We start from the raw sequence: 24,813 nt of genomic DNA, 5'->3' as shown, positions 1-24,813 counted from the left end.
AAGTTACATTATATTTTTCGACCATTATCCAATCTTTTCCTTCTTAATAAAAAACATAAAAAAAGAGCCCTTATTCTCAACACAAGGACTCTTTTCATAAACTATTTAGCTACCTCTTCTTTCGGCATTACCATACCTTTATAAAGTTGAACAGTTATCCAGTAATAAATGAAATAAATGACTAAGAAAATTCCTATTGGCACCCACACTTTTACAAACGGGTCAACTAATATAAAGCTGAATAAGTTAAGCCCTACTAAAACGTGAGAAATGCCAATGATCGCTGGGAAGATAAATAAATATGAAATTTCTTTATATATACTTTTCGTTAACATGCTACGTCTTACACCGATTTTTCGTAACATTTCATAACGGCGTACATCACGAGAAGCACCTGTTAATATTTTGAACATAAGGGAACTCGCCATCATTGCTAAAAAGGCAATTCCGAGGAAAAATCCCATAAACATTGTTCCGCTCATGAAGCTGTTCATAAACTGATAAATTGTCATTTTCGTAAATAAGTCTACCTTTTCACCTGTTACTTTTTCAATTTGTGCTTTTTGTCTCTTGTCTATTTCGATCAATAACAGTTTATATTTTTTCATATCATCTACTTTTGCTAATGTTACAGTGTGTTCTGTTCCTTGAATTCCTTTATAATGCTCTTCGTCTGCAATTCTTACTGGTTTTCCGTTAAATTGATTATGCGTAATTTGTATCTCTCTTACAACTGCGTCTTCCCAATCCTTTGGCATACGAGGGAATTTTACTAATTCAGGAGCCTCTAAAGCTGAATATATAGGTTCTGTTAAAGGTTCAGTCACACGTTTACGAACAGGTTCTTTTAACGTTTTTGTATCAAAATGGTCTGAAACAAGTGGTGGTTTCGCAGTTAAGTCGTTACGTAAATAATAAACCGCTTCTCCATCTACTTTATATTTGTACTTGCTTTCTTCAACAATTTCCATTTCTTTCAAGGCAGCTTTGTCTTGATCATTCGGATCATGAATTACAACATCATATACACGAGAAAAGTCTGTCATAATACCTACATTTTTTTGGAAAGCCATACCTGCCGTCATCGCACCTGCCCCTAATGCAATTAACATCGCTACAGTACCTAATACTCTCGATAAACTATTTACTCGAAAGCGTAGCTGTGCATATGTAAAACTATTTAGACCAGTTTCATTTCGTTTTTTATTCCCCTTAATTTTCATCACAAAAAATGGGAGTAATGAACTAAAGATAAAATATGTTCCAAGTGTTGTAACGATGGTTGCTATAATAAAACCTAATTCAGCATATATTTTTACATTGATCATAAAATAGTACCCTATACTTACTAGTAATACACCAAGTACTGTCATTATAATAATGCGAGTTTTACTTTTCTTCACTTCATCTAGTGTTTCATCTTCACGAATTAACTCTAGTTCAGTTTTACGTAACAATCGGACACTGTTCATTAAGCCAGTAATGAAAAATAGTATTAAGAAGAAAATAGCTGTAACTAAAATTGCTGGTGTGTATACAGATGCATAACTACCTTTTGCTGAAATTTCCATTCCATTCATTAAAAAGTTTCCTGCTACACTTGCAAGTAACATCCCTACTAAAATACCGATAATAATACTGACAATCCCCATACCGAATGTTTCAATAAATAATAACTGTGCTACTTTTTTCTTTTTTGCACCAAGCATCATGTACATACCGAGTTCTTTTCTTCTTAATGTGAGTAAGAAAGAGTTGGCATATATAATATAAAATACAGTAATGAAAGATAATAGTATTGCACCTACCCAGAATACGAGTCTAATACTACTAATAAGACTATTATCCTTCGTAAATTCACTATTCATCGCCATCGTTTGGAACATGTAAAAAATACTAATGCTAATAACGAGACCAATAAGTAAAACCATATAATCTTTTAACATCTTTTTCATACTATGACGTGATAATTTAAATAACATAGTTTCGCCCCCTACTTAGACTCAGCAGCTGAGCCCATATGAGCGAGCACACCTAAAATGTCTTGATAGAAATTCTCTCTAGTGCCTTGACGATTTAATTCTTTATAAAGAAGACCATCTTGAATAAATAAAATACGCTCACAATAACTTGCACTAAATGCATCGTGTGTAACCATCAAAATACTTACATTGTGATTTTCATGTAAATCTTGCATCGCTTCTAATAAACTTTTTGCGTTTTTACTATCAAGCGCACCTGTCGGTTCATCTGCTAATACAATTGCTGGATTATGTACTAAAGCTCTGGCCGCCGCTGTTCTTTGCTTTTGTCCTCCAGAAACAGCCGTCGGATATTTTGTTAAAATTTCGGTGATGCCTAATTTCTTCGCAACGTCATTTACCTTTCCAGTAATCTCACTTGACGGTACGCCTTGCAAAGAAAGTGGTAAAGCTATATTTTCATAAATTGATAAGTTTTCTAGAAGATTAAAATCTTGAAAAATGAAACCTAATTTTTGAGAGCGAAAATCAGATAACGCATTGCCCTTCATAGAAGTAATATTTGTACCAGCTATCGTCACACTACCACCTGTCGCTTGGTCAAGTGTACTTATCACATTAAGTAAAGTTGTTTTTCCAGACCCAGAAGGTCCCATGATCCCGACAAATTCTCCTTCTTTAATACTTAACGATACACCCCTTAATGCTTTTGACTGATTCTCATTTCTTTTCCCATACGTTTTTTCTACACTTTCTACAGTAACTACATTTGTTGACATCTCTTTCACTCCATCCCTTTTGTATAAAATTAATTTCTCACATATTTCTTATTATTTTGTCATGTGAATCCTTAAGAATTTTTTAATTATTCATTTAAGAAGAGTTACACCTGTAACATGAACCTTTTTCCTACTTCATATTCTCATTTTTCTACAACTCGTTCCCTCGATTTCGCTTACATTTACCTTACATTTTTGTAAGATAAAAAAGAAAACACACTAATTTCTAATAGTGTGTTTTCTTTACAATCAATATTTTCTATTCTTTATTTCTTCTTCAATACTTGCCACAAATACATCTAGCGCAATAACTTCTGACTTCTCTTCCCCATATTTACGTACATTTACAGCTCCGTTTTCCATTTCCTTATCCCCAATAACAAGAACATACGGTACTTTTTGCATTTGTGCTTCTCTTATTTTATATCCTAATTTTTCATCTCGTGCATCTTGTTCAACACGAACTCCAGCTTGTGCTAATTTATGTGCAATCTCATTGGCATATTGTTCATGTACTGCATTTGAAACTGGAATTACTTTCACTTGAACTGGTGCCACCCATGCCGGGAACGCACCTCCAAAGTGCTCAATTAATATTGCTAAGAAGCGATCTAATGACCCTAAAACTGCCCTGTGAATAACAACTGGTCTTTTCTTTTCATTATTTTCATCTATATAATTTAAATCAAATTTCTCTGGCATTTGGAAATCAAGCTGGATTGTTCCGCACTGGTGACTTCTATTTAAAGCATCTTTAATATGAAAATCAATTTTCGGCCCGTAAAATGCGCCATCACCTTCATTTAGTCTATATTTATAATTTAGCGATTGTAATACATTTTCTAATGCCGCTTCTGCTTGCTCCCATAATTTATCATCACCCATTGAATCTTCTGGACGAGTAGAAAGCTCTACTTCATACTCGAATCCAAAAGTTTTATATACGTAATCAATTTGCGCCATTACGGATTTGATTTCATCTTCAATTTGTTTTGGAGTTACAAATAAATGTGCATCATCTTGGCAGAAAGTACGTACTCTTAATAATCCGTTTAACGCACCACTAAATTCATGACGATGTACTTGACCAAATTCACACATACGAATCGGTAATTCACGATAAGAATGCAATTTATTTTTAAACATAAGCATGTGTCCTGGACAGTTCATCGGTTTTAATGCAAAACTTTTATTATCTACTTCAGAGAAATACATATTATCTTTATAATGTCCCCAGTGCCCTGATCTCTCCCATACTTCTTGGTTCATCATGAACGGAGTGCGTACTTCTTGATAATTGTACTCTTTTTGAATTTCTCTTAAAAATGCTTCCAATTCGTTACGAATCATTTGTCCTTTCGGTAAATAAAACGGCATTCCCGGAGCCTCTTCAGAAAACATAAATAACTCAAGCTCACTGCCTAACTTACGATGATTTCTTTTTGCTGCTTCTTCAACGAAATGTAAATACTCTTCTAATTCTTTTTGAGAAGAGAATGCAACACCATATATGCGCTGAAGCACTTGGTTATTACTATCACCTCGCCAATATGCACCGGAAACGTGAGTTAATTGAAATGCTTTCAAATAACCTGTAGATGGTAAATGTGGTCCTCTACATAAATCTACAAATTCACCTTGTTTATATAGTGTTACACTTTCCCCACTAGGAATTGCTTCTAAAAGTTCTAATTTCAAGCGGTCGTTCATTTCTTGAAACAGTTTAGCTGCTTCTTCTCGAGAAACCTCAACTCGTTCTATCTTTATATTTTCATTTATGATCTTTTTCATTTCTTTTTCGATTCTCCGTAAATCTTCTATGTTTACACTACTTGGAAGATCCATATCATAATAAAATCCATTTTCAATAACAGGTCCTACTCCAAGATTTATATCACCATACAATCTTTTTACAGCTTGCGCTAAAATATGTGCCGCGGAGTGTCTTGCAATTTCTACCCCTTCATTTGAATCTATAGTAATGATTTCCACTTCCGCATTTTCTTCAATATTTCGGCGTAAATCATATAATCCATCATTTACTTTCCCCGCGACTGCTTTCTTTTTCAAACTACTGCTAATGGATCCAGCAATTTCTTCTAAAGTAACTCCATTTACAAATTCTTTAACGCTACCATCTGGAAATTTAATTTCAATCATTTGTTCTTTCATTTTTCATCTCTCCATTTCATAATAAAAAGCACACTCATCCCTAAAATAGGGACGAGCGTGCTTTTACCCGTGGTTCCACCCAGATTCCCATTGTAAATATACAATGGCTTCGTTTACGGTAACGTCGTTTACACGGCACTAGATACTTCATTTCCCTAGTGCAGCTCTAAGGTGGTAAGTTATTTTTCTGCGTTAGGAAGTTCTCAGCTTTCCTTCCTTCTCTGTATAACCGGGGAAAATAACTCGTGTCCTTTTCTTCGCTTATTATGAAATTGAATGCAAAAAAGCATATTCATCCCTAAATATAGGGACGAATATGCTTATATCCGTGGTTCCACCCAGATTCCCATCACAAAAAACATAATGGCTTCTTTTGCGATAACGTCGCATACACGGCACTAGATACTTCATTTCCCTAGTGCAGCTCTAAGGTGGTAAGTTATTTTTCTGCGTTAGGAAGTTCTCAGCTTTCCTTCCTTCTCTGTATAACCGGGGAAAATAACTCGTGTCCTTTTCTTTGCTTTTTGTAAAACATCCATTTATTGTTATTTAATATATCTTATTCATTTTATTTTTGCAAGTGTTTAAAAAAATTATTTATTTAATTTAAAAAAGTGAAACCAATTTTTTTTGGTTTCACTTCACAATTTTACCAATCTTGTGGTTCGTAATTTAAGTCTGCAAATAGACGTCTTTTCTCTTTCTTCGTTAAATCTCTCCACTGCCCAACTGGTAAATTATTCAATTCGATATTCATAATTCTCGTACGTTTTAACATGTATACTTGATAACCTAAAGCTTCACACATACGGCGAATTTGACGATTTAGCCCTTGTGTTAAAATAATTTGGAACTCATATTTTGATAACTGTGTAACCTCACAAGGAAGCGTTTTTGTTCCTAAAATTTTAACACCCGCTGCCATTTTCTCTAAGAAATCAGGTGTAATTGGCTTATCTACTGAAACGATATATTCTTTCTCATGTTTGTTTTCAGCACGTAAAATTTCATTAACAATATCACCATCATTCGTTAACAAAATTAAACCGTCTGAGTCTTTATCAAGACGTCCAATGTGACTAATTCGTAAAGGATGGTTCACTAAATCGATAATATTACCTTTTACTGATTTTTCACTCGTACATGTAATACCTACTGGTTTATTTAAAGCGATATATACGTGATCTCGAGCAATTCGAAGCTGCTCTCCATTTACTCGTACATCATCACCTGGGTTCACTTGGTCACCAATTTTTGCAACCTTACCGTTAATAATTACTCTTCTCTCATTAATTAGTTTATCCGCTCCACGTCGAGACGCTTTTCCAGCTTCACTAATAAATTTATTGATACGCAAATTAGGCACATCCTTTTCTAAAAAAAATTTCAAGCTCACACTGCTTCTACCGTACAATACAAAAGGGTAAGCCTCCTATTATAACTTAAATATATTAACATGAAAGGGTATATAACGTCTTCTATTAATTACTTGTTTATAAGAAAATATCTTTATTATACATTCATTTATCCACTTTTTCAGCGTTTAATATACAAGCCATTCTTCCTTACATACAGCTTGTTTTCCTTTTATCTCTTCTATCTCTTCATGAATATTAGCTAATTTATATAAACCTGGGAAAATCTCTTCCACATAATGTTGATGCGTCTTTTCATCTTTCCAATACGTTAACACTATGTAACGATTTTCATTTTTTAAAGACTTCCCAACTACTCCACCTAACATTCCTTTTGCTTTTTCCATTCCTTTATTCCAAATTGTTTCTTGCTTCTGTAAAAAATGATTTTCCTTTTCCACCTTTACATCACATATAGCAATTCTTACGAATGATCCTTCTGTAACAACGTCTTTCAAATGCGTATCAGTTATATCATACAACGTTTGAAATAATTCAATTTCACATGAAAGAAACGTATCCTCTTGATTACTATTTAAATAAATTGTATCGTGAGCACCATTCATAAATGATTGATATGTACTTCTATCTTCCCATAAAGTAAATACACATGCCTCATCTTCATACCATCCACCAAATTGTCCATGAAACCCATCTAGGTGCCGTATATCACACCATTTTCCTTGCGCATTTGAAAACAATTCCTTTTTCTCTTCTTCCACCTTACAGTAGATTGTTTTTAGTAGCATTTTTAATTCCCCCTTATGATCCAATCCATTTCCCACTCGCCATACTTTCTATTTTTCCATATACACAAACATTAATTTTTTGTTATCAACTCCATTACTTAATCAAAATTTGATGCCCTCCGTAAATGTTGTAAGTTGATTACGAGAATACTTACCGTGTAAAAATACATCTAAAATATAAAAATTAAAATCTCTTACTTTGTTTTCTTATCCCAGTTATAGTTTACATAATATAATTATGTATTGCTATTTATATCATTCAATAAAATATACTATTTTATTCTATACGCATACTATTTTAAATTCAAACAATTCAGAATTAAAATCCAAAAAAGATAGAAAGTAAACAATCCTACATTATCATCTACTCCCTATCTCTCTTATCATCAATTATTTTTCAAATAAATAATACGTAATTTCTCCTGGATAATGTAATACAGTTACCTTCCGCTCCTCTTTTTTAAAACTAACAGTATGCCCGTTTTCCCCTAAGTTCTCCCATCCATTTGCCTTTGTAATAGGCATTACACTTATATATTGATAGTCCTCTTCATTATCATCGTTAATATGGATTGCTGACATTGGCACTGGAAAATCTTTAATTTTAGATTCTTTGTCTACATATATGAGTGCAAATAAACCAACTAATAACATAGCCATTGAAATACTTAAAACCAGTTTTCTTCTATTCATTTTCACTAAAAACCCTCTTTTCTCGCATATAACTTTCATCATTTTACTAAATTTAATTATTCACGTATAGAAAAGACATAATTTAAATTATTTCTAACCTATTTTCTCTACTTTAAACAACATTATTGTTATATATTATAATTATAAGTTTTTAAATTTTGGAGGCGTTACATATTGCAGAAATTACTTTTTACTAAATGGACAGTTGTTATTTCTATTTTCATCATTTTTGGTACAATTTTCTACGTTACTAATGTTAATAATAACAGCGAAAAAGCAACTGTAGAAACAGCGGAGACAAAAACTTTCAAAACGAAATTACAACCTAAAATTAATGAATTGACTACTCATTATAATGACATCATCGAAAAAGATTGGTTACCTGCCTGGGAAGAGATTAACACGAATGGAGATTCAGTAGATCGAAATAAACTATTAGTTACAATGAGTGCTGTTTCCAAACAGTACGAAACAATTATGAACGAAATAGACACGCTTAAAATTGAAGAAAACATAACAGATATAGATATACAAAAACAACTACTTCAATTCACAACTCAGTTTAAATCCGCATCAAATTTCATGAAAAATGCAGCAAATTTAATTATAGACGGAGCAAATAACTCTACTCCAACCAATGAAACTATTGAAAAAACAAAACAAGCTTTAGGACTTGCGGATCAACATATTGTCATCGCTTTATCTACTTTAAATGAAGTTGAAGATAAATTAGGACTTACAAAAAAATAAAACTATTTACTATTTTAAAATAAAAAATGATTGCAATTCACAATTTGTATGTCTATAATGTTTTTATTGATTTACAATCAATGTGTTTATAAATTTTATAATTCGGATGAACCATTCAGGAGAAGGTCTATTGATCTACCGACGGGGCAAAAAGTTGTTATACCAACTTTGAAACTCTCAGGTCTTGGTTACAAGTAGAACTGCATGGGGACGAATCTCTGGAGAGACTCCCTCTCGCTTTCATAGAGCGCGGAGGAAAACGAGCACCGAAGGAGCAAATCCGCTACTTTAGCGGATAATCTCTCAGGTAAAAGGACAGAGACAAGCGAAAGAAAAAGCCGATTGTATCGGTTTATTTTTCTATCCCTTGTTTCTCCAGAGACCATTTCATTTACTTGAAGTGGTTTTTATTTTTTCTAAAAAAGGAGAATAAAGATGGAGACAGTAAGTAAAGTATTAGAACAACTAAATCAATACGTGTGGGGATTACCAACTTTGTTGCTACTCGTTGGAACAGGTATCATTCTCACAGTGCGTTTAAAAGGTTTACAGTTTAGTAAACTATTATACGCTCACAAACTAGCATTTAAAAAATCAGAAGATGCCTCTTCTTCTGGAGATATTAGTCACTTCCAAGCACTTATGACAGCTATGGCCGCAACGATTGGTATGGGAAATATAGCCGGTGTTGCAACAGCTGTTACAATTGGTGGTCCTGGTGCAATATTTTGGATGTGGATTACCGCTTTATTCGGTATGGCAACAAAGTATGCAGAGGCAATACTTGCAGTGAAATACCGTGTTAGTAATGAAAATGGTGAATATTCAGGTGGACCAATGTATTATTTAGAGCGTGGTTTAGGTAAGAAATGGCTTGCTATATTATTCGCTATATTTGGTACAACTGCTTCTTTCGGTATTGGTAATATGGTGCAATCTAATTCAGTTGCAGAGGCAATGCGAATTAATTTCTCTTTCCCTCCTGCTTTAACTGGTATAGTAATGTCATTTTTAATCGCAATTGTTATTTTAGGCGGTGTAAAAAAAATCGGGAAAGTGACGGGATATGTCGTTCCTATTAAAGCTTTCTTTTATATAATTGCTGGTCTTATCATTATTTTCTATCACTACGACCAAATTCCAGAAGCATTTTCACTTATTTTTTCTGGTGCATTTAATGGTACAGCAGCTGCTGGTGGTTTTATCGGGGCAACAGTTGCATCAGCTATCCAAATCGGAATGGCGCGTGGTGTATTTGCGAACGAAGCTGGTTTAGGGAGTGCACCAATTGCTGCTGCGGCTGCAAAAACTGATTCGCCTGCAAAGCAAGCTTTAGTTTCAATGACTGGTACTTTTCTAGATACGTTTATTGTATGTACAATTACAGGACTAGTATTAATCACTACAGGCGCTTGGAAATCTGGTAAAACTGGCGTTGAAGCTACAACACTTGCGTTCCAATCTGTATTTGGTACTGCTGGTAGTATGATTCTCGGTATCGCAATTATTTTATTTGCCTACTCTACTATTTTAGGTTGGTCGTATTATGGAGAAAAATGTGTAGCTTATTTATTCGGAGAAAGTGCAGTTAAATATTATAAAGCAATCTTTATTGTCATGATTGCAATTGGTGCTAATTTAAAGCTAGGAATCGTATGGACATTTGCTGATATTGCAAATGGACTTATGGCAATTCCAAACTTGATTGGTCTAATTGGATTAAGTAGTATTGTTGTTGCTGAAACGAATCGTTTTTTACAAGCAGAGAAATTGAAAGAAAATAATAAAAAACAGGCAAGTTAATCTATGAAAAAAGGAATGACTCATACATGATGAGCATTCCTTTTTTCATCCCCTCTTTTACTCAATTACTATCATTAAAAATATATTTATATCAATATTTACTCCTTTTTATTCCTCCAAAAGTTTTTCACATAAATGTCATAAATCGTATGGTCTAACTATATAGTTGAAAAGGAATGCGACATTAAAGTGTCGCTGAAAAACTCATCCAAGAAAAGGGAGGAAAAATCTTTTGAAAAACAAAATCATTGTTTTCCTATCTGTTTTATCATTTATTATTGGTGGTTTCTTCTTTAACACGAATACTTCAAGTGCTGAAACATCATCTACTGATTACGTTCCTAACCAATTAATCGTTAAGTTCAAACAAAATGCATCTTTAAGTAATGTGCAATCTTTTCATAAATCTGTCGGAGCTAATGTCTTATCTAAAGATGATAAGTTAGGTTTTGAAGTCGTACAATTTTCAAAAGGTACTGTAAAAGAAAAAATAAAGAGTTATAAAAATAATCCAGATGTGGAATATGCAGAACCGAATTATTACGTTCACGCCTTTTGGACTCCAAACGACCCATATTTTAATAATCAATATGGATTACAAAAGATTCAAGCTCCACAAGCTTGGGATAGCCAACGAAGTGATCCTGGTGTAAAAGTAGCTATTATTGATACAGGAGTTCAAGGCTCACACCCTGATTTGGCTTCGAAAGTAATTTACGGGCATGACTATGTTGATAACGACAATACATCTGATGATGGTAATGGTCATGGTACACATTGTGCTGGAATTACTGGAGCACTTACGAATAACAGCGTCGGAATTGCTGGTGTTGCCCCACAAACTTCAATTTATGCTGTCCGCGTATTAGATAATCAAGGAAGTGGTACTCTTGATGCTGTAGCGCAAGGTATTCGAGAAGCTGCTGATTCGGGTGCAAAAGTAATTAGTTTAAGTTTAGGAGCTCCAAATGGTGGTACTGCATTACAACAAGCCGTTCAATATGCATGGAATAAAGGCTCTGTTATAGTTGCAGCTGCTGGAAATGCTGGAAATACAAAAGCTAATTACCCTGCTTATTACAGCGAAGTAATTGCAGTTGCTTCTACAGATCAATCAGATAGAAAATCTTCATTCTCTACTTATGGTAGCTGGGTAGATGTTGCAGCACCAGGTTCAAATATATATTCAACATATAAAGGAAGTACGTATCAATCATTAAGTGGTACATCTATGGCAACACCTCATGTTGCAGGAGTCGCAGCTCTTTTAGCAAATCAAGGATATAGCAATACACAAATCCGCCAAATTATTGAGTCTACTACTGATAAAATTAGTGGTACAGGTACGTACTGGAAAAACGGTAGAGTCAATGCATATAAGGCTGTACAATACGCTAAGCAATTACAAGAAAATAAAGCTTCTTAATAAATAAAGTAAAATTTTAATCAGTCGATCTACCATTAATGCCGGATAAAATAGAAGGAGAGGCTTCTACAATTAAAGCCTCTCCTTTTTACAAACTATATTACTCTCCCTGCTTTTTAACCATATGTAAATACAGTACAAAATCCATCATTGTCGACGAATGACCAAGTTGACGGATCATCGCTGTTATATTTCCTCTATGATATGTACCATGATTTACGACATGTTGCACTAATTCTAAAATCGAAGTTTCTAATTTCCCTACATATGGATTCTCAATAACAAATACAGCATTCACATCTTGTATTGTAATTAAAAAATCTTTATATTGATTTGCCATGTTTTCAAACATTTTTTCTAATTCATGTAACGATTTAGTTTCAATTTGTTTTCGTAAATCTTCTCGGTCTTGTATTGCTTCATTCATACTTTTACCATGCAATATATGTAACCACACTTGATCTGTAATATAAATATGCACAAAAGTATCCTTAATGGATGGGAATACACTCTGTATCTGCTCATTAAAAATCGTCTCATAGTTTGGTAACTCTTTTAATCGATTGAATAATCTAGTATTAGCCCAAGCATGGTAATCACACTGTTTTAATATATAATCTTTCAACTTATATTACCTCCTTATTGTATGAAACGAATGGTTTGTTTCTTCATTTCTGATTCTCTATCAGCCTTTGCAATCCCTTTTTCTTTCATTTCATGCTTATTTATCGTTTTATATTTTACATACGTATAAAATTCCGTTTGAAATGGAAATGGTGTAATCCGAATCGTTTCCTCGTCCACCCATTCAGCTTGAATAAGTTTCTCCTCTTTACTATTAAACATTTCTGTTCCTTCAAAACCATCTTTAAATAAGTCAATTTCATCTTTCTTTTTGACACCAGGCTTATTCATACATACGTATAAAGAAAGTTCATCACAAAACTTTAATAATCTATAATGTTTATCGAACATCGCAAACTGTTCCTTTGTTAACGTTTTCAAGATTCTTTTTTGTCGTTCTAATTCATGTTTATAAAATGACATCATCTCTTCATCTTCCTCGTTTAGTGGAAATGATAAAAAATGTTTACTACAAAGCAATGCCCCGTATGGATTAGAATTTTCAATTTCATTCAAACCAATCGTATAAAAAACAAAACGTAATGGGCTTGGACAATCCATAAATGTATATGGAATATTTTTAGCATCATTCAAAATTGGTACTTTATCAAGCACTATCCATCCTCTGTCATGCTCATATATTGCATCAACTGTTTCTTTTAAATATATTTTACTTTCAAAAAAGTCTTCTTTTATATGTTTTGCAATCTCTCCAGCTAAAAAACCATGATCATGTTGACGAATTAATATACTTTCCTTCTCATTTTTTTCACGAAAAATCATTCATATACTCCCCCTCATCCTCATATTAAAGCTTTTTATATGCATCGATTCTTAATTAATCCCTAAATAATAGAAGGGATTCAGTCTCTTGCAACGAAATTAACATAATTATATAGTATTCTTTCTAATCATAGTGATAGCTTTATCTTTACTATCTATTATACTAAAACATTCATTCCAAAAATTTTTTTATGAGGTGAAAACATGAACAAAACAGAATTAATTAAAAACGTAGCTCAATCAGCTGATATTTCTCAAAAGGACGCTTCTGCAGCTGTACAATCCGTATTTGACACAATTGCTAATGCATTACAATCTGGAGATAAAGTTCAACTAATCGGGTTTGGAACTTTTGAAGTGCGCGAAAGATCTGCTCGTACAGGACGTAATCCGCAAACTGGCGAAGAAATTCAAATCGCTGCTGGTAAAGTTCCTGCATTTAAAGCAGGTAAAGAATTAAAAGAAGCTGTTAAATAAACAAGAAACCAGCCATTTTATAGGCTGGTTTCTTGTTTTTATTTAAGCAATTGCTTTATATTCTCTGCATGATACACTTCACAAATATAAAATACACATTTGCAGTTACTTACAATTTGATACTTTCTAGTTGGATACACATTCGCTGTAACAGAACATCCATCAAACAATTCAATAATATTTCCAGATGGCTGATATCCTTCATATAATACGTTTCTTCTTACTTCCATCTTTTCTATAAGCTTTTCAACAGGAATATTTCCACTCTCTAATTCACTCTTTATTGCGTCCGGTAAAAACGAAGTGTCTGCAAAAATTAGATTTTCAGATAACACCTTGCCTTTATAACTAACATTAGATACACGGTAAAGAAATGTTCCATCTTTATCAAAGAAATTCTTTGCTTCTTTCGGAATGTACTGTCTACCAAGTGCCTCTTGTTCAAGAACATCAAACTGAACTGTATCATTTAAAAGCTTTTCTAAAGCATGAATGGATGATGTATCTCCAGAAAATAAAATATTTTTAATTGCTTGTACGTTATAAGTGAATTCATTCTTTCTATTTTCCGCTACTAACATGAGGAACACCTCTTCTATAATTTTTTTATTTAAGATTTAAAAGTGCTGCCGCATCTAATTGCGTAATTTCAGTTACTTCCTTACTGAATATTGCAACAGAGGCCCTATAATCTAAACTAGGCTTTACATCTTCCATCATTGTATTATTTAATAACTCTTGTCTATCCTTAAAAACCAACAAGTTTGGAGGATCATTTGGAGCTGATACTGTAATATGTACTGGCGGAATCATTAGTCCTTCACCTGTCGCTTTCAGCACCGCTTCTTTTCGAGTCCAATATGTTAAAAATCCTTCTATTTTCTGTTCATTTGGCAGTTTCATAACTTGCGCTATTTCAATGTCTGTTAATACACCTTCTGCCATTTTCATAACATCTACATTTGGATTCATTTGTTCTACATCTATGCCAACAGGTGCAGATTTTGTAAAAGCAACGACAACCCACTCACCTGAATGTGAAACGGATAATTGCGGCATACCTTCTGGTAATTGTGGTCTTCCATGCTGCACTTTACATACTGAGCACATTCGATCAATTGGTACTTGGACTGGTGACATAGAAAGTATCTTACCGAGAACTAATCTACTTACTACGCAACCTATTATAAAACGAGCTCGATCTGCCGAATGATGATACGAATTTGCTTTCTCTCGCTCTATATCATTTAGTAAATTGTAATGCCATGATTGTAAATCCGAAATTCTTGCCCACCATATTTGACAATCATTCTCATTCAAAGTTGGAATAGAATCTACAACTTTACTTTCTATCATGTAAACTCTCCTTTATTCAACGAATATCAATTTTCATAAGAAAGCATGCGTATATTGTTATTCATTGACAAGTACTTTCTCTTTTTCTGATACAAATAATGTTTTTTCTTTCTTCTTTGACATTACCTCTTTATCGGAAATACGTAAAGAAAATAGTAGTGCTATGAGCAAAAATATTGCTGATCCAATTAATGCTGCTTGATATGGTAAAAAATCGGATTGAGCGTTATTACTTCCAAAACCAGCTAGTATACTAGCTAAAACAGCTACTCCTATTGCTGAACCTAATCGATTTTGCACATTGAATATAGTAGTAGCTCTCCCCATAGAAGGCGGCGTGATATTGTTAAAGGCAGAAAATTGAACCGCACCGACAGATTGACCTAAGAAAATACCGATACCAAACAATAATGCGCGGATTTGCCACGGATTCGTATCGTGATTTACAAAACTTAATAAAACAAAGATAACCACGGTACAAATTAATCCAATAGAAATTACCTTTCGAGCTCCTAATTTCTTATATGACCATGGCACAATTTGTGAAGAAATCATTAATCCAATCGCCTCTGGAAATGTCGTAAGTCCTGATTCCAGCGCGGAAACTCCTATCACATTTTGATACATAAGTGGAAAAACAAATAACATTCCTAGTAAACCAGCTGATGAAAATAATGATATAAGGCTCATCTTTCTAAAGACTGGTTCTTTTAATAAACGTAAATCTAACATCGGTTGCTTTACTTTCAGTTCTACGATTATAAACAACGTAATGAATACACCCCCAGCTACCCCGGTACTCATAATTTCTGGAGAAATCCATCCTTTTGACGGTCCCTGGCTGAGTGCATATATGAGCATCGCAAATCCTGGTGCTGATAAAATAAAGCCGAGCGAATCAAAGCGACCAGCTGATTTTTCAACATGCTCTGCTAAAAATAGAAGTCCAAAGAGCAATGCAACGATTCCAAACGGTAGATTAATATAAAATACCCAACGCCAAGACATTTGATCTACAAAGAAACCACCGATGATAGGACCAACTGCTGGTGCTACAGCAATTGGAAGTATAATGAACCGGGAAATCTTCGGTCTTTCCTCTGGTGAAAATGTTCGAAATAACATCGCCATTCCAACCGGTGTTAAAAGCCCTCCGCCAGCACCTTGAATAATACGGAAAATATTCAATGAAGTAATATCGTTAGCCATTCCGCATAAAGCAGATGCAATTGTAAATACGAAAAGAGCAATTAAAAATACTCTTTTCGTACCAAAACGATCTCCTAACCAACCAGAAATCGGAAGGAAAACAGCTAAACTAACTAAATATCCAACATTCACCGTCCCCATTGCAGATGGAGGTACTTGTAGTTCTCTACTTATCGTTTGCAGTGCTACATTTACAATCGTTGCGTCCATCGCAGCCATAAACATCGCAGTTATATAAACGATACTTACAACTACTTTTGGATTTAGTTTTTCTTTCATTATCGTTTTCCTACTAATGTTTTTTCGCGAACTTGATTACCTTGTGGATTCAAATCTTTCCAGTTATATTCAACATATTCTAAGCAACTCTGCCTACTAGCTTCTTCATATACGACATTCCAGCCAATAGGTACATCGAGAAAAGCAGGCCAGAGAGAATACTGGCCCTCCTCATTTATTAATACTTTATATGTGTAATTATCATTTTCAAATGGATTCGTCATACTCTACTTACCCCTTTCTTATTCTGCAAATATTTCGCTAATACTTGTCCAATTTCCGTAAGTGGACCTGGCTGACATAGATCTTTATGTCTACAATCAATATCGTGCTGCACAATTTGCCCATCTAAATAATTTAGCCACGTATTTGGAGAAATAGGATCAAACCAGTCTGGTATAACAGTAGATCTAAAGAATAAGATATCTCCGTTATAAACTTTCGGTACATATTTCCCTAACAACCCTACTGAATTTACATATGTTTCTTTCAAGTTCAATATAGTCTCTTCTTCAAGACTTGCTAATGCACTTCCATCTTTACGAAGGATTTCAACTGCACTTTCCATTGTAAGTGGTTTACCATCCATGTTATCTGGGTCATATCCGCCTAAAGCAAGTAATGCGATTAACGCTTCCTCTTCAGTAGGCGCTTCCGTATTCGGTAAGAAGTGTCCAGGATAAGAATCAAGCATAACGAGTAATTCTACTTCTTCCCCTTCATTTTGTAGTTGCGCCGCCATTGCATGCACAACATTTCCTCCAAGCGACCAACCTAATAAACGATATGGTCCATAAGGCTGTACTTCACGAACATGTTTCAAGTAATCCGCCGCCATCTCCTCTAAACTTTTTGGAAGTTCTTCATTTTTAGCAATACCACGTGCTTGTACACCATAGATTGGATAATCTTTTCCTAAAGATTTCATAAGTCCTGCATAGCACCAACTTAATCCACCTGCTGGATGTACACAAAATAGTGGTAATTGATCCCCGCTTGCTCGTAATGGAAGCAACACATCAAGTGCACTTTGACCATTCCCCATCTCAAGTCTTTCAGCTAACCCTGCAACAGTCGGTGCTGCAAATAAAGTGCCAATGTTTAGTTCCACTCCAAGCGCCTCTTTCATGCGGCTCATAAGCTGCACTGCAAGGAGTGAATGGCCACCAAGATCAAAGAATCCGTCATCAATTCCAATTTGAGGTACACTTAGCACTTCTGTAAACAAGTCACATAACATTTCTTCTTGCGGTGTTCTTGGACCACGACTAGAAGATGATGCGATAAATTCTGGAGCTGGCAATGCCTTTCTATCTAATTTACCGTTTGGAGTTAAAGGTAACTCATTTACTACTACAAAAGCGTATGGAACCATATAATCTGGTAAACTACCACTAGCAAACTGACGCATTTCATTCGTATCAATCGCTTCATTATTTGATGCAACGATATAAGAAACTAACCGTTTATCCCCTGGTTGATCTTCACGTACAATAACAGCTACTTGCTCAACTTTAGGGTGCTTCATTATGACTGCTTCTATTTCTCCTAATTCAATTCGGAATCCACGAATTTTGATTTGATGATCTGCACGTCCTATATAATCTAGCGTCCCATCTTTACGCCAGCGAGCTAAGTCTCCTGTACGATACATTCTTGTACCTGGCTTTCCAAATAGATCTGCGATAAAGCGTTCAGCCGTTAATCCTGCTCTTCCTAAATATCCACGTGCAAGCCCTGCACCTGCAACATACATTTCTCCAACTACTCCAGGTGGCACTGGTTGTAAATAGTTGTCTAACACATACACTTTAAGGTCAGGTATACTGCACCCAATTAAACTATTTGCTCGTAAAGAGACGATAGTTTCATCTAATTCAATATAGCTAACATGTACTGTCGTCTCCGTAATACCGTACATATTAATAAGCTTTGGTGCGTTATGAGGATGTCGACTATACCAATCTTCTAAGCGACTTAGCTCAAGTGCTTCTCCTCCAAAAACAACATATCGTAAAGATAATTTTTGGCCAATCTCTTCATTTTCACGATCTGCTTGCATCAATTGATAGAACGCTGATGGAGTTTGGTTTAAAACCGTAACCTTTTCTTTAACAAGAAGCTGTAAAAATTCTTTCGGTGAGCGACTTACAGTATGTGGCACTACAACTAAACGCCCTCCGTATAATAAAGGTCCCCAAATTTCCCAAACCGAGAAATCAAAAGCGTATGAATGGAACATCGTCCAAACATCGTTTCCGTCAAACTGGAACCAATGATCAGTTGCTCCTAAAAGTCTTACTACATTTTGATGAGGTATCATAACGCCTTTCGGTCTACCCGTTGAGCCTGACGTATAAATAACGTAAGCAATATGTGATGGAGATAATGGCTTAATGCGTTCCACTTCATCAATATTTTCTTCACTATATTTCTCAACTTCTGCTATTACTTTTACATCATCAACTAAAACTTTTAGTGCCTCATCACATTCAATTTCCACTTCTGAATTCGTTAAAACACATGTTGGTTTCGCATCGTGTAGCATAAATGAAATACGGTCTGCTGGGTAATCTGGATCTAACGGAAGGTATCCAGCACCAGCTTTAAGAACAGCTAATAAGCTTACAACCATGTTTAATGATCTTGGCATCGCTAAAGCAACGAGTTGATCAGGACCAATCCCTTTTGCTATTAGGGATCGAGCTATTTTATTTGCTTTTCTATTTAACTCTTCATAAGTTAATTTCTTATCTTCAAAGACAACAGCTATAGAATTTGGATTTATATGAGCCTGCTTTTCAAACAATTGTGGCAATGTCATTTCTGGCGCAATTTGAAAACCACCATTCCACTTTTCTAACACTGTATTTTTCTCTGCTACAGTTAATATTTCTAATCTGCCAATTGATTGATCCGGATTTGTAGCTGCATCATCTAATAACAAAATGAATCGTTCTATTAGTTTTTGAACCGTTTCACGTTTATATAAATCGGTACTAAACTCTAGTAATCCATGTAAACCGTTCGGAGTACCATCAACCTTGTTACTCTCACTAATTTCAAATGTTAAATCAAATTTTGCAGAACCAACGCTTTGAATTTCAAGGCTCGCTTCTAAATCTGGTACATGAAACGTTGCTTCTGGTGTATTTTGAAAAGCTAACATAACTTGAAACAACGGGTGGCTGTTTCGAGTACGTACTGGATTTAACACTTCAACAAGCCTTTCAAATGGAACATCTTGATTTTCATAAGCTGCAAGATTTACCTGCTTCACTCTATTTAATAATTCTTTAAAACTTGGATCTCCTGACGTATTTGTACGTAACACTAATGTATTTACAAATAAACCAACGATATCTGAAAGTACATCATCATTTCTTCCAGCAATCGGACTTCCAATTGGTATATCAGTGCCTGCACCTAATCTTGTAAATAGTGCACTAAGCCCTGCTTGCAATACCATAAACAAACTAACTCCATTTTTACGTGCAAGCTCTACTAACCTACTATGCATACCTTCATCTATATGAAAATGAATTGTTTCCCCGCGGTAACTCGTCTCAATTGGACGCTGGAAATCTGTAGGTAACTCCATTTGGTCTGGTAAACCTTTAAGTTCTTCTTTCCAAAAATCTAATTGTGTTGAAATAAGACTCTCTGGTGTCGTTTCATCACCTAGCAATTGCTGTTGCCAAAGTGCATAATCTGCGTATTGAACTGGTAGTGTCTCCAGCTGAACTCTGTCACCTTGACATCGTGCTTTATACGCCGCTGTAAAATCTCTCGTTAACGGCTGTAATGACCAGCCATCACCTACAATATGATGTAATAAAATTAATAATACATGTTCGTTTTCACTCACTGTAAAAAGTTGCAAACGAACTGCCGGCTCAATATCGAGGTTAAAGCTATATCTTACCGCCTCTGAAAGTACACTTTCTAATTCATCTTTACATGTATTAGTTATAACCATTTCTAGATTTAAATTTTCCATATCTAAAATTTTCTGATAGGAACTACCTAATACGTTAGGGAAAATTGTTCTAAGTGTTTCATGTTTCTCAACTACATCATAAAAAGCACCTTGTAATGCTTCCCGATTCAATATTCCATTCATACGAATGACTAGCGGAATATTATAAGTAGGACTTGGACCTTCTAAACAATTTAAGAACCATAACCTGCGCTGTGCAAATGAAAGTGGAACTTCATTTGGCCTACTTGCTTTCTGAATAGCTGGTCTTGCGCTTTTTGCATGGTTTAATTGTTTCGCCAGTTCGGCAACAGTTGGTGATTCAAATAGTTTCCCAATTCCTAATTCCACACTTAACGTTTCACGAATTCTTGCCATTAAACGAGATGCGAGAAGTGAATGTCCACCCATTTCAAAGAAATTATCATCAATGCTAATTCGAGAAACACCAAGTACTTCTGCAAATAAATCACATAATATTTCTTCTTTCGGATTTCTAGCAACTCTCTCGTTGTTCATTCCATTAAAATTAGGAGCAGGTAATTTCTTTCTGTCAACCTTACCATTTGGCGTTAATGGTAATTCTTCTAGCACAACAAATGCCGATGGTATCATATAATTCGCTAAACTTTCTGAAACATAAGAACGAATTTCTGAAAGATTAATCGGTTCCTTTTCTTCTGCAACGATATACGCAATGATGCGTTTATCATTTGCACGATCTTCTCGTACCATTACTACCGCTTGTTGAATATTTTCATGTCGTTGTAATACCGTTTCAATTTCAGCTAATTCAATTCGGAATCCACGAATTTTAATTTGATGATCTGCGCGACTAATGTACTCTAACGCACCATCACTACGCCATTTCACAAGATCTCCTGTACGGTACATGCGCTTCCCTGATTCTCCATAAGGATTTGCAACAAACCGTTCAGCTGTTAACTCAGGTTTTCCTAAATATCCGCTTGCAAGTCCTTCCCCTGCAATATATAATTCACCAATAATTCCAGGTGGAACTGGTTGTAGCCCTGCATCCAATACATACACTTCTGTATTGCAAATTGGCTTTCCAATAGGTGGTATACCCTTTTCACCTTCATCAATGTTCATGAAAGTAGACCAAATCGTCGTTTCAGTTGGTCCATATAAATTAGTTATTGAACAACCTAATTCTTTTAATTTATTTGCTAAATGCGCTGGGAGAGCTTCACCACCAACAAGTATATTTAGCCCTTGTAGCTTCTCTGGATAATCAGTTACTAACGCCTGCCAAAGCGTCGGTGTAGCCTGCATAATTGTCACTCTTTCTTCTTGTAAAAGTGTCGTTAATGCTGATGGCTCTTGTATGTCTTCTTTTTGCGCAATTGTTAAACTTGCACCACTAATAAGAGGTAAATAAATTTCTAGAGCAGAAATATCAAACGCAAACGTTGTAACTGCTAATAAATGATCATTTTCATTTAATGAAAACTTTTGCTGCATAGCCATTAAAAAGTTACTTAAACCTCTCATAGGAACAATTACACCTTTTGGGTTTCCTGTTGAGCCTGAAGTATATATTGTATAGGCTGGGTTTAAAAGTGATACATCATTCTTACATGCTATATTCATACGAGAATATGTATCTAACGCTAGTTTCGTTTCTTCGTCATCTAATACAATTTTTTTCATATCCTTTTCTATAACTAACTTAGATGAAACAGATGAATGTGTTATGATACAAACTGGTTTTGCATCATTTACTATATAAGTAACTCTTTCTGCTGGGTATTCTGGATCTATTGGTAAATACGCTGCACCAGCCTTTAAGACTGCTAGCATACTAACTACCATTTCTATTGATCTAGGGAATACTAAAGCTACAAACTGATTTGGTCGTATTCCTTCTTCTACTAAATAATGTGCTAGTTCATTCGCTCGTTCATTTAGCTCTTTATACGTAAGGATTACACCGTCACAAGTAATCGCTAGTTTATTTGGATTTTTTTGCACTTGTTTTTCAAATGATATAGGTAAACTGATTAACTCATCGTCTTCCTTCGTTTCATTCCATTCCAATAAAACTTTATGATTTTCTTCAGGCAGAGTAATGTTTATTTTTCCAATCGGCTCGTTTTTCTCATAATTATTTATTACTAATTCAAATAGATTCATAAATCTTTCTTTATGCAATGCTAGCTCTGCGCCATTATATACTTCGGGATTCGCATCAAAATGAATCATTAGCTCATTTTGATCAAAACGTTTATATACATTTATCGATAAATCATCTACAGGTCCTGCTGATAAGTTATGCGTAATACCACGATTTCCAGCAAAATTAAGCCCGTAATCAAAAGGCATAACATTCACTAACGGTCCAAACAACCTTTGATTTTCACCTAGTAACTTTAAGTCTCTTCTTAATTCCTCATGACGGTATTTATAATGGCGACGTACATCTCGGATTTCTTTAGAAACTTGTTGCAATAATTCTGCAAGAGTTATATTTGGAGTTACTGTAATACGAAGTGGAACTAAATTCATTACCATACTTGGTGTATGAATAGATACAGAACCTAGACGTCCCATCATCGGTAAACCTAAAACAATATCATTTTCACCTGTTAATTTATGCATATAAATACTTGTTATAGCGACAATGAATTCCGGCCAACTTGTTAACGAAATATTGATATCTTCTAATAAAGTTTTCGTGCTAGAACTAGATAAATAAGCTGTTTCTCGTGAAAATCCATTTGATGTTCTCGGTGCTCGCTCTGCCAAGCTTACAACTTCTGGTTCATCCGCAAATTTTTCTAACCAAAAAGTACGATCTTCCTGAAATTTTTTAGACTCACGATACTCAATATCTTCTTGCACGACTTTTGTAAGAGAACCAAACGGCTTTTCATTCTTGTTTGTTTCTTCTATAAGTGATGTATACTCATTCGCCACTTTTTGGCTAAGAAGTGAAAATCCATAGCCATCCATCACAATGTGATGGATGCGCTGATACCAAAAGAAACGATTATTTTCAACTTGAATAAGTGCTTCAGTAAATAAAGTATCTTTTTTCAAATCGACTGGCATAGATAAATCATTTTTCATCCATACTTTAGCAGCTTCTTCAGGGTTTTCTTCTTTCCGAACGTCAATAAAATGCATATGAAACTGTGATTCTTCAATAACTTGCCATGGGCCAATTTCATCCTCTTCGAAGCGAACGTGAAGTGCTTCTGCTTCCATTACAACTTTACGTACAGCTAATTCAAAAATGTCTTGATGAATATTCCCGTTTATTTCTACATATTCCCCAGTATTATATATCGGATTAAGCGGATCTAATTGTTGCGCAAACCACATACCAGACTGCGCAGATGATAACGAATGACGAATCTTTTGACTGTTAGGCATTCTTTACTACCCCTTTATTATGTAGTCTATTTGTTACAGCACCTGTGCTGTTTGTGAAGATAGTAAACTGTACCAACCTGCAACAGTTGGACGTTCTGCTAAATGTGCAAAAGTGATTTCTTTCCCTTCACGATGCCACTTCTCTACTAAACTCATAATTCTGACCGAATCAAGCCCTCTATTTAATAAGTCCTCATCAATATCAATACTCTCTACTGGCTCACGAAGTAGTTGTGCAACTAGTTCATGCACTTCCTGTATAGTGATTCCTTCACTCTCATCATCTTTTACACTTTGTAAATCGTTTAGCAGTAGGTTTGTTGATGTCGTTACTGCACATCTATTAGATGCATACTCCAATGCTTGTTTATGATGCTCTAGTGAAAAATCAGCAACTGCATCTGCTACAAAGAACGGCTCTATACCATCCATAAATGCTTCACAAGCTGTTAAAAGACAGCCAATATGCGCATAAATACCGCAAATAATGAGTTGATCTTTTCCTTGTTCATTTAAAATTTCTAATAGATTTGTCTTTTTAAATGCACTATATCTCCATTTTGTGAGGAATATATCATCCTCATCAGGAGTAAGTTCATCAACAATTTTCTTTTTATCTGGTCCAGCAGGTATACCGTCACCCCAAAAGTCTTGTAATAAACCTCGTTGTTCTAACGTTTGCCCACCAGGTTGTGCTGTATAAATAACTGGTATACAAAGTTCCTTACATTTTTCTCTTATCACTTTAATATTTGAAATAAGTTCTACTTTTGGTGATTCTTTATCGCTATATGCATCAAGAAAATATTCTTGCATGTCATGAATTAAAAGCACTGCACGTTTCGGATCTGGTGTCCAATTCACTTTATTTTTTGGTAGTTCTGATTCAATTGGCATTTTATATACTGAAATAGATGGGATAGCCATCTAATCACTTC

Annotated in this window: 18 protein-coding genes, 1 riboswitch and 2 other annotated features; of the genes, 4 read left to right on the top strand and 14 right to left on the bottom strand. The window is 34.8% G+C overall.

Annotation, left to right across the window (positions count from 1 at the left end):
* Positions 1 to 101 precede the first annotated feature (101 nt).
* From NST90_RS11560 to NST90_RS11535, 6 genes are all read right to left on the bottom strand, one after another.
* Positions 102 to 1,982, bottom strand: coding sequence for an ABC transporter permease (locus NST90_RS11560; protein WP_006918597.1), 1,881 nt, complete (start codon positions 1,980 to 1,982; stop codon positions 102 to 104).
* 11 nt (positions 1,983 to 1,993) lie between these two features.
* Positions 1,994 to 2,761 carry an ABC transporter ATP-binding protein gene (locus tag NST90_RS11555; protein WP_000106426.1) on the bottom strand — a complete coding sequence of 256 codons (768 nt, stop codon included), beginning with the start codon at positions 2,759 to 2,761 and terminating at the stop codon, positions 1,994 to 1,996.
* A gap of 249 nt (positions 2,762 to 3,010) precedes the next feature.
* Positions 3,011 to 4,933: a threonine--tRNA ligase gene (gene thrS, locus NST90_RS11550; protein ID WP_000663097.1), complete on the bottom strand. Its 1,923-nt coding sequence runs from the start codon at positions 4,931 to 4,933 to the stop codon at positions 3,011 to 3,013.
* Between the two features lie 44 nt (positions 4,934 to 4,977).
* Positions 4,978 to 5,200: a binding site (T-box leader), on the bottom strand.
* A gap of 36 nt (positions 5,201 to 5,236) precedes the next feature.
* Positions 5,237 to 5,460, bottom strand: a binding site (T-box leader).
* 122 nt (positions 5,461 to 5,582) lie between these two features.
* Positions 5,583 to 6,290, bottom strand: coding sequence for a 23S rRNA pseudouridine(2604) synthase RluF (rluF, locus tag NST90_RS11545; protein ID WP_283748178.1), 708 nt, complete (start codon positions 6,288 to 6,290; stop codon positions 5,583 to 5,585).
* A gap of 186 nt (positions 6,291 to 6,476) precedes the next feature.
* Positions 6,477 to 7,097 carry a YdbC family protein gene (locus NST90_RS11540; RefSeq protein ID WP_243512449.1) on the bottom strand — a complete coding sequence of 207 codons (621 nt, stop codon included), beginning with the start codon at positions 7,095 to 7,097 and terminating at the stop codon, positions 6,477 to 6,479.
* A gap of 390 nt (positions 7,098 to 7,487) precedes the next feature.
* Positions 7,488 to 7,832 carry a hypothetical protein gene (locus tag NST90_RS11535; protein ID WP_048558420.1) on the bottom strand — a complete coding sequence of 115 codons (345 nt, stop codon included), beginning with the start codon at positions 7,830 to 7,832 and terminating at the stop codon, positions 7,488 to 7,490.
* Between the two features lie 132 nt (positions 7,833 to 7,964).
* On the opposite strand from NST90_RS11535, the gene NST90_RS11530 reads away from it, so the two are divergent.
* The 3 genes from NST90_RS11530 (at position 7,965) to NST90_RS11520 (ending at position 11,769) form a co-directional block, all read left to right on the top strand.
* The gene (locus tag NST90_RS11530; RefSeq protein WP_001170892.1) at positions 7,965 to 8,540 is read left to right on the top strand and encodes a hypothetical protein; all 576 of its coding nucleotides are present in this window, start codon (positions 7,965 to 7,967) and stop codon (positions 8,538 to 8,540) included.
* A 208-nt stretch (positions 8,541 to 8,748) separates the two neighbouring features.
* Positions 8,749 to 8,869, top strand: a riboswitch (glycine riboswitch).
* A 106-nt stretch (positions 8,870 to 8,975) separates the two neighbouring features.
* Positions 8,976 to 10,343 (top strand): sodium:alanine symporter family protein, encoded by a 1,368-nt coding sequence (locus NST90_RS11525; protein ID WP_000451035.1) that lies wholly within the window; start codon positions 8,976 to 8,978, stop codon positions 10,341 to 10,343.
* Between the two features lie 232 nt (positions 10,344 to 10,575).
* Positions 10,576 to 11,769 carry a S8 family peptidase gene (locus NST90_RS11520; RefSeq protein ID WP_000790937.1) on the top strand — a complete coding sequence of 398 codons (1,194 nt, stop codon included), beginning with the start codon at positions 10,576 to 10,578 and terminating at the stop codon, positions 11,767 to 11,769.
* Between the two features lie 100 nt (positions 11,770 to 11,869).
* Here NST90_RS11520 and NST90_RS11515 read toward each other — a convergent pair whose 3' ends face one another.
* Both NST90_RS11515 and NST90_RS11510 read right to left on the bottom strand, forming a co-directional pair.
* The gene (locus tag NST90_RS11515) at positions 11,870 to 12,394 is read right to left on the bottom strand and encodes a DinB family protein (protein ID WP_000656267.1); all 525 of its coding nucleotides are present in this window, start codon (positions 12,392 to 12,394) and stop codon (positions 11,870 to 11,872) included.
* Positions 12,395 to 12,408: 14 nt separating this feature from the next.
* Complete coding sequence (locus NST90_RS11510) at positions 12,409 to 13,176, bottom strand: DUF3891 family protein (protein ID WP_000577291.1); 768 nt, start codon at positions 13,174 to 13,176, stop codon at positions 12,409 to 12,411.
* A 204-nt stretch (positions 13,177 to 13,380) separates the two neighbouring features.
* Between NST90_RS11510 and NST90_RS11505 the strand changes: the two genes are divergently transcribed.
* On the top strand, positions 13,381 to 13,653 hold the full coding sequence (locus NST90_RS11505; RefSeq protein WP_001043905.1) for an HU family DNA-binding protein: 273 nt from the start codon (positions 13,381 to 13,383) through the stop codon (positions 13,651 to 13,653).
* Between the two features lie 38 nt (positions 13,654 to 13,691).
* Here NST90_RS11505 and NST90_RS11500 read toward each other — a convergent pair whose 3' ends face one another.
* The 6 genes from NST90_RS11500 to NST90_RS11475 are packed head-to-tail and all read right to left on the bottom strand — an operon-like array spanning position 13,692 to position 24,802.
* Positions 13,692 to 14,234 carry a hypothetical protein gene (locus tag NST90_RS11500; protein WP_000959126.1) on the bottom strand — a complete coding sequence of 181 codons (543 nt, stop codon included), beginning with the start codon at positions 14,232 to 14,234 and terminating at the stop codon, positions 13,692 to 13,694.
* Positions 14,235 to 14,259: 25 nt separating this feature from the next.
* Complete coding sequence (gene sfp, locus NST90_RS11495; RefSeq protein ID WP_025709703.1) at positions 14,260 to 15,009, bottom strand: 4'-phosphopantetheinyl transferase Sfp; 750 nt, start codon at positions 15,007 to 15,009, stop codon at positions 14,260 to 14,262.
* A gap of 57 nt (positions 15,010 to 15,066) precedes the next feature.
* Positions 15,067 to 16,497: an MDR family MFS transporter gene (locus NST90_RS11490; RefSeq protein WP_061113418.1), complete on the bottom strand. Its 1,431-nt coding sequence runs from the start codon at positions 16,495 to 16,497 to the stop codon at positions 15,067 to 15,069.
* Positions 16,497 to 16,721: an MbtH family protein gene (locus NST90_RS11485; RefSeq protein WP_000184059.1), complete on the bottom strand. Its 225-nt coding sequence runs from the start codon at positions 16,719 to 16,721 to the stop codon at positions 16,497 to 16,499. The genes NST90_RS11490 and NST90_RS11485 overlap by 1 nt, the downstream gene beginning before the upstream one ends.
* A complete protein-coding gene (locus NST90_RS11480) occupies positions 16,718 to 23,875 on the bottom strand; it encodes a non-ribosomal peptide synthetase (protein ID WP_283748179.1) in 7,158 nt (2,385 codons plus the stop codon). Before NST90_RS11480 ends, NST90_RS11485 begins: the two co-directional genes overlap by 4 nt.
* A 33-nt stretch (positions 23,876 to 23,908) precedes the next feature.
* Positions 23,909 to 24,802: an isochorismatase family protein gene (locus tag NST90_RS11475; protein WP_061113420.1), complete on the bottom strand. Its 894-nt coding sequence runs from the start codon at positions 24,800 to 24,802 to the stop codon at positions 23,909 to 23,911.
* Positions 24,803 to 24,813 lie beyond the last annotated feature (11 nt).

The organism is Bacillus sp. FSL E2-8900 (assembly GCF_037966225.1).
Lineage (GTDB): Bacteria > Bacillota > Bacilli > Bacillales > Bacillaceae_G > Bacillus_A > Bacillus_A cereus.
The sequence above is the reverse complement of the archived record's forward strand: the minus strand, read 5'-3'. Positions and strand labels throughout refer to the sequence as shown.

Excerpts from the sequence above, each read along its gene's own strand:
- thrS (WP_000663097.1), bottom strand. The coding sequence starts at position 4,933 with ATGAAAGAACAAATGATTGAAATTAAATTTCCAGATGGTAGCGTTAAA.
- NST90_RS11485 (WP_000184059.1), bottom strand. The coding sequence starts at position 16,721 with ATGACGAATCCATTTGAAAATGATAATTACACATATAAAGTATTAATA.
- NST90_RS11490 (WP_061113418.1), bottom strand. The coding sequence starts at position 16,497 with ATGAAAGAAAAACTAAATCCAAAAGTAGTTGTAAGTATCGTTTATATA.
- NST90_RS11525 (WP_000451035.1), top strand. The coding sequence starts at position 8,976 with ATGGAGACAGTAAGTAAAGTATTAGAACAACTAAATCAATACGTGTGG.
- NST90_RS11535 (WP_048558420.1), bottom strand. The coding sequence starts at position 7,832 with ATGATGAAAGTTATATGCGAGAAAAGAGGGTTTTTAGTGAAAATGAAT.
- NST90_RS11555 (WP_000106426.1), bottom strand. The coding sequence starts at position 2,761 with ATGTCAACAAATGTAGTTACTGTAGAAAGTGTAGAAAAAACGTATGGG.
- NST90_RS11510 (WP_000577291.1), bottom strand. The coding sequence starts at position 13,176 with ATGATTTTTCGTGAAAAAAATGAGAAGGAAAGTATATTAATTCGTCAA.
- NST90_RS11480 (WP_283748179.1), bottom strand. The coding sequence starts at position 23,875 with ATGCCTAACAGTCAAAAGATTCGTCATTCGTTATCATCTGCGCAGTCT.
- NST90_RS11505 (WP_001043905.1), top strand. The coding sequence starts at position 13,381 with ATGAACAAAACAGAATTAATTAAAAACGTAGCTCAATCAGCTGATATT.
- NST90_RS11540 (WP_243512449.1), bottom strand. The coding sequence starts at position 7,097 with ATGCTACTAAAAACAATCTACTGTAAGGTGGAAGAAGAGAAAAAGGAA.
- NST90_RS11560 (WP_006918597.1), bottom strand. The coding sequence starts at position 1,982 with ATGTTATTTAAATTATCACGTCATAGTATGAAAAAGATGTTAAAAGAT.
- NST90_RS11500 (WP_000959126.1), bottom strand. The coding sequence starts at position 14,234 with ATGTTAGTAGCGGAAAATAGAAAGAATGAATTCACTTATAACGTACAA.
- sfp (WP_025709703.1), bottom strand. The coding sequence starts at position 15,009 with ATGATAGAAAGTAAAGTTGTAGATTCTATTCCAACTTTGAATGAGAAT.
- NST90_RS11475 (WP_061113420.1), bottom strand. The coding sequence starts at position 24,802 with ATGGCTATCCCATCTATTTCAGTATATAAAATGCCAATTGAATCAGAA.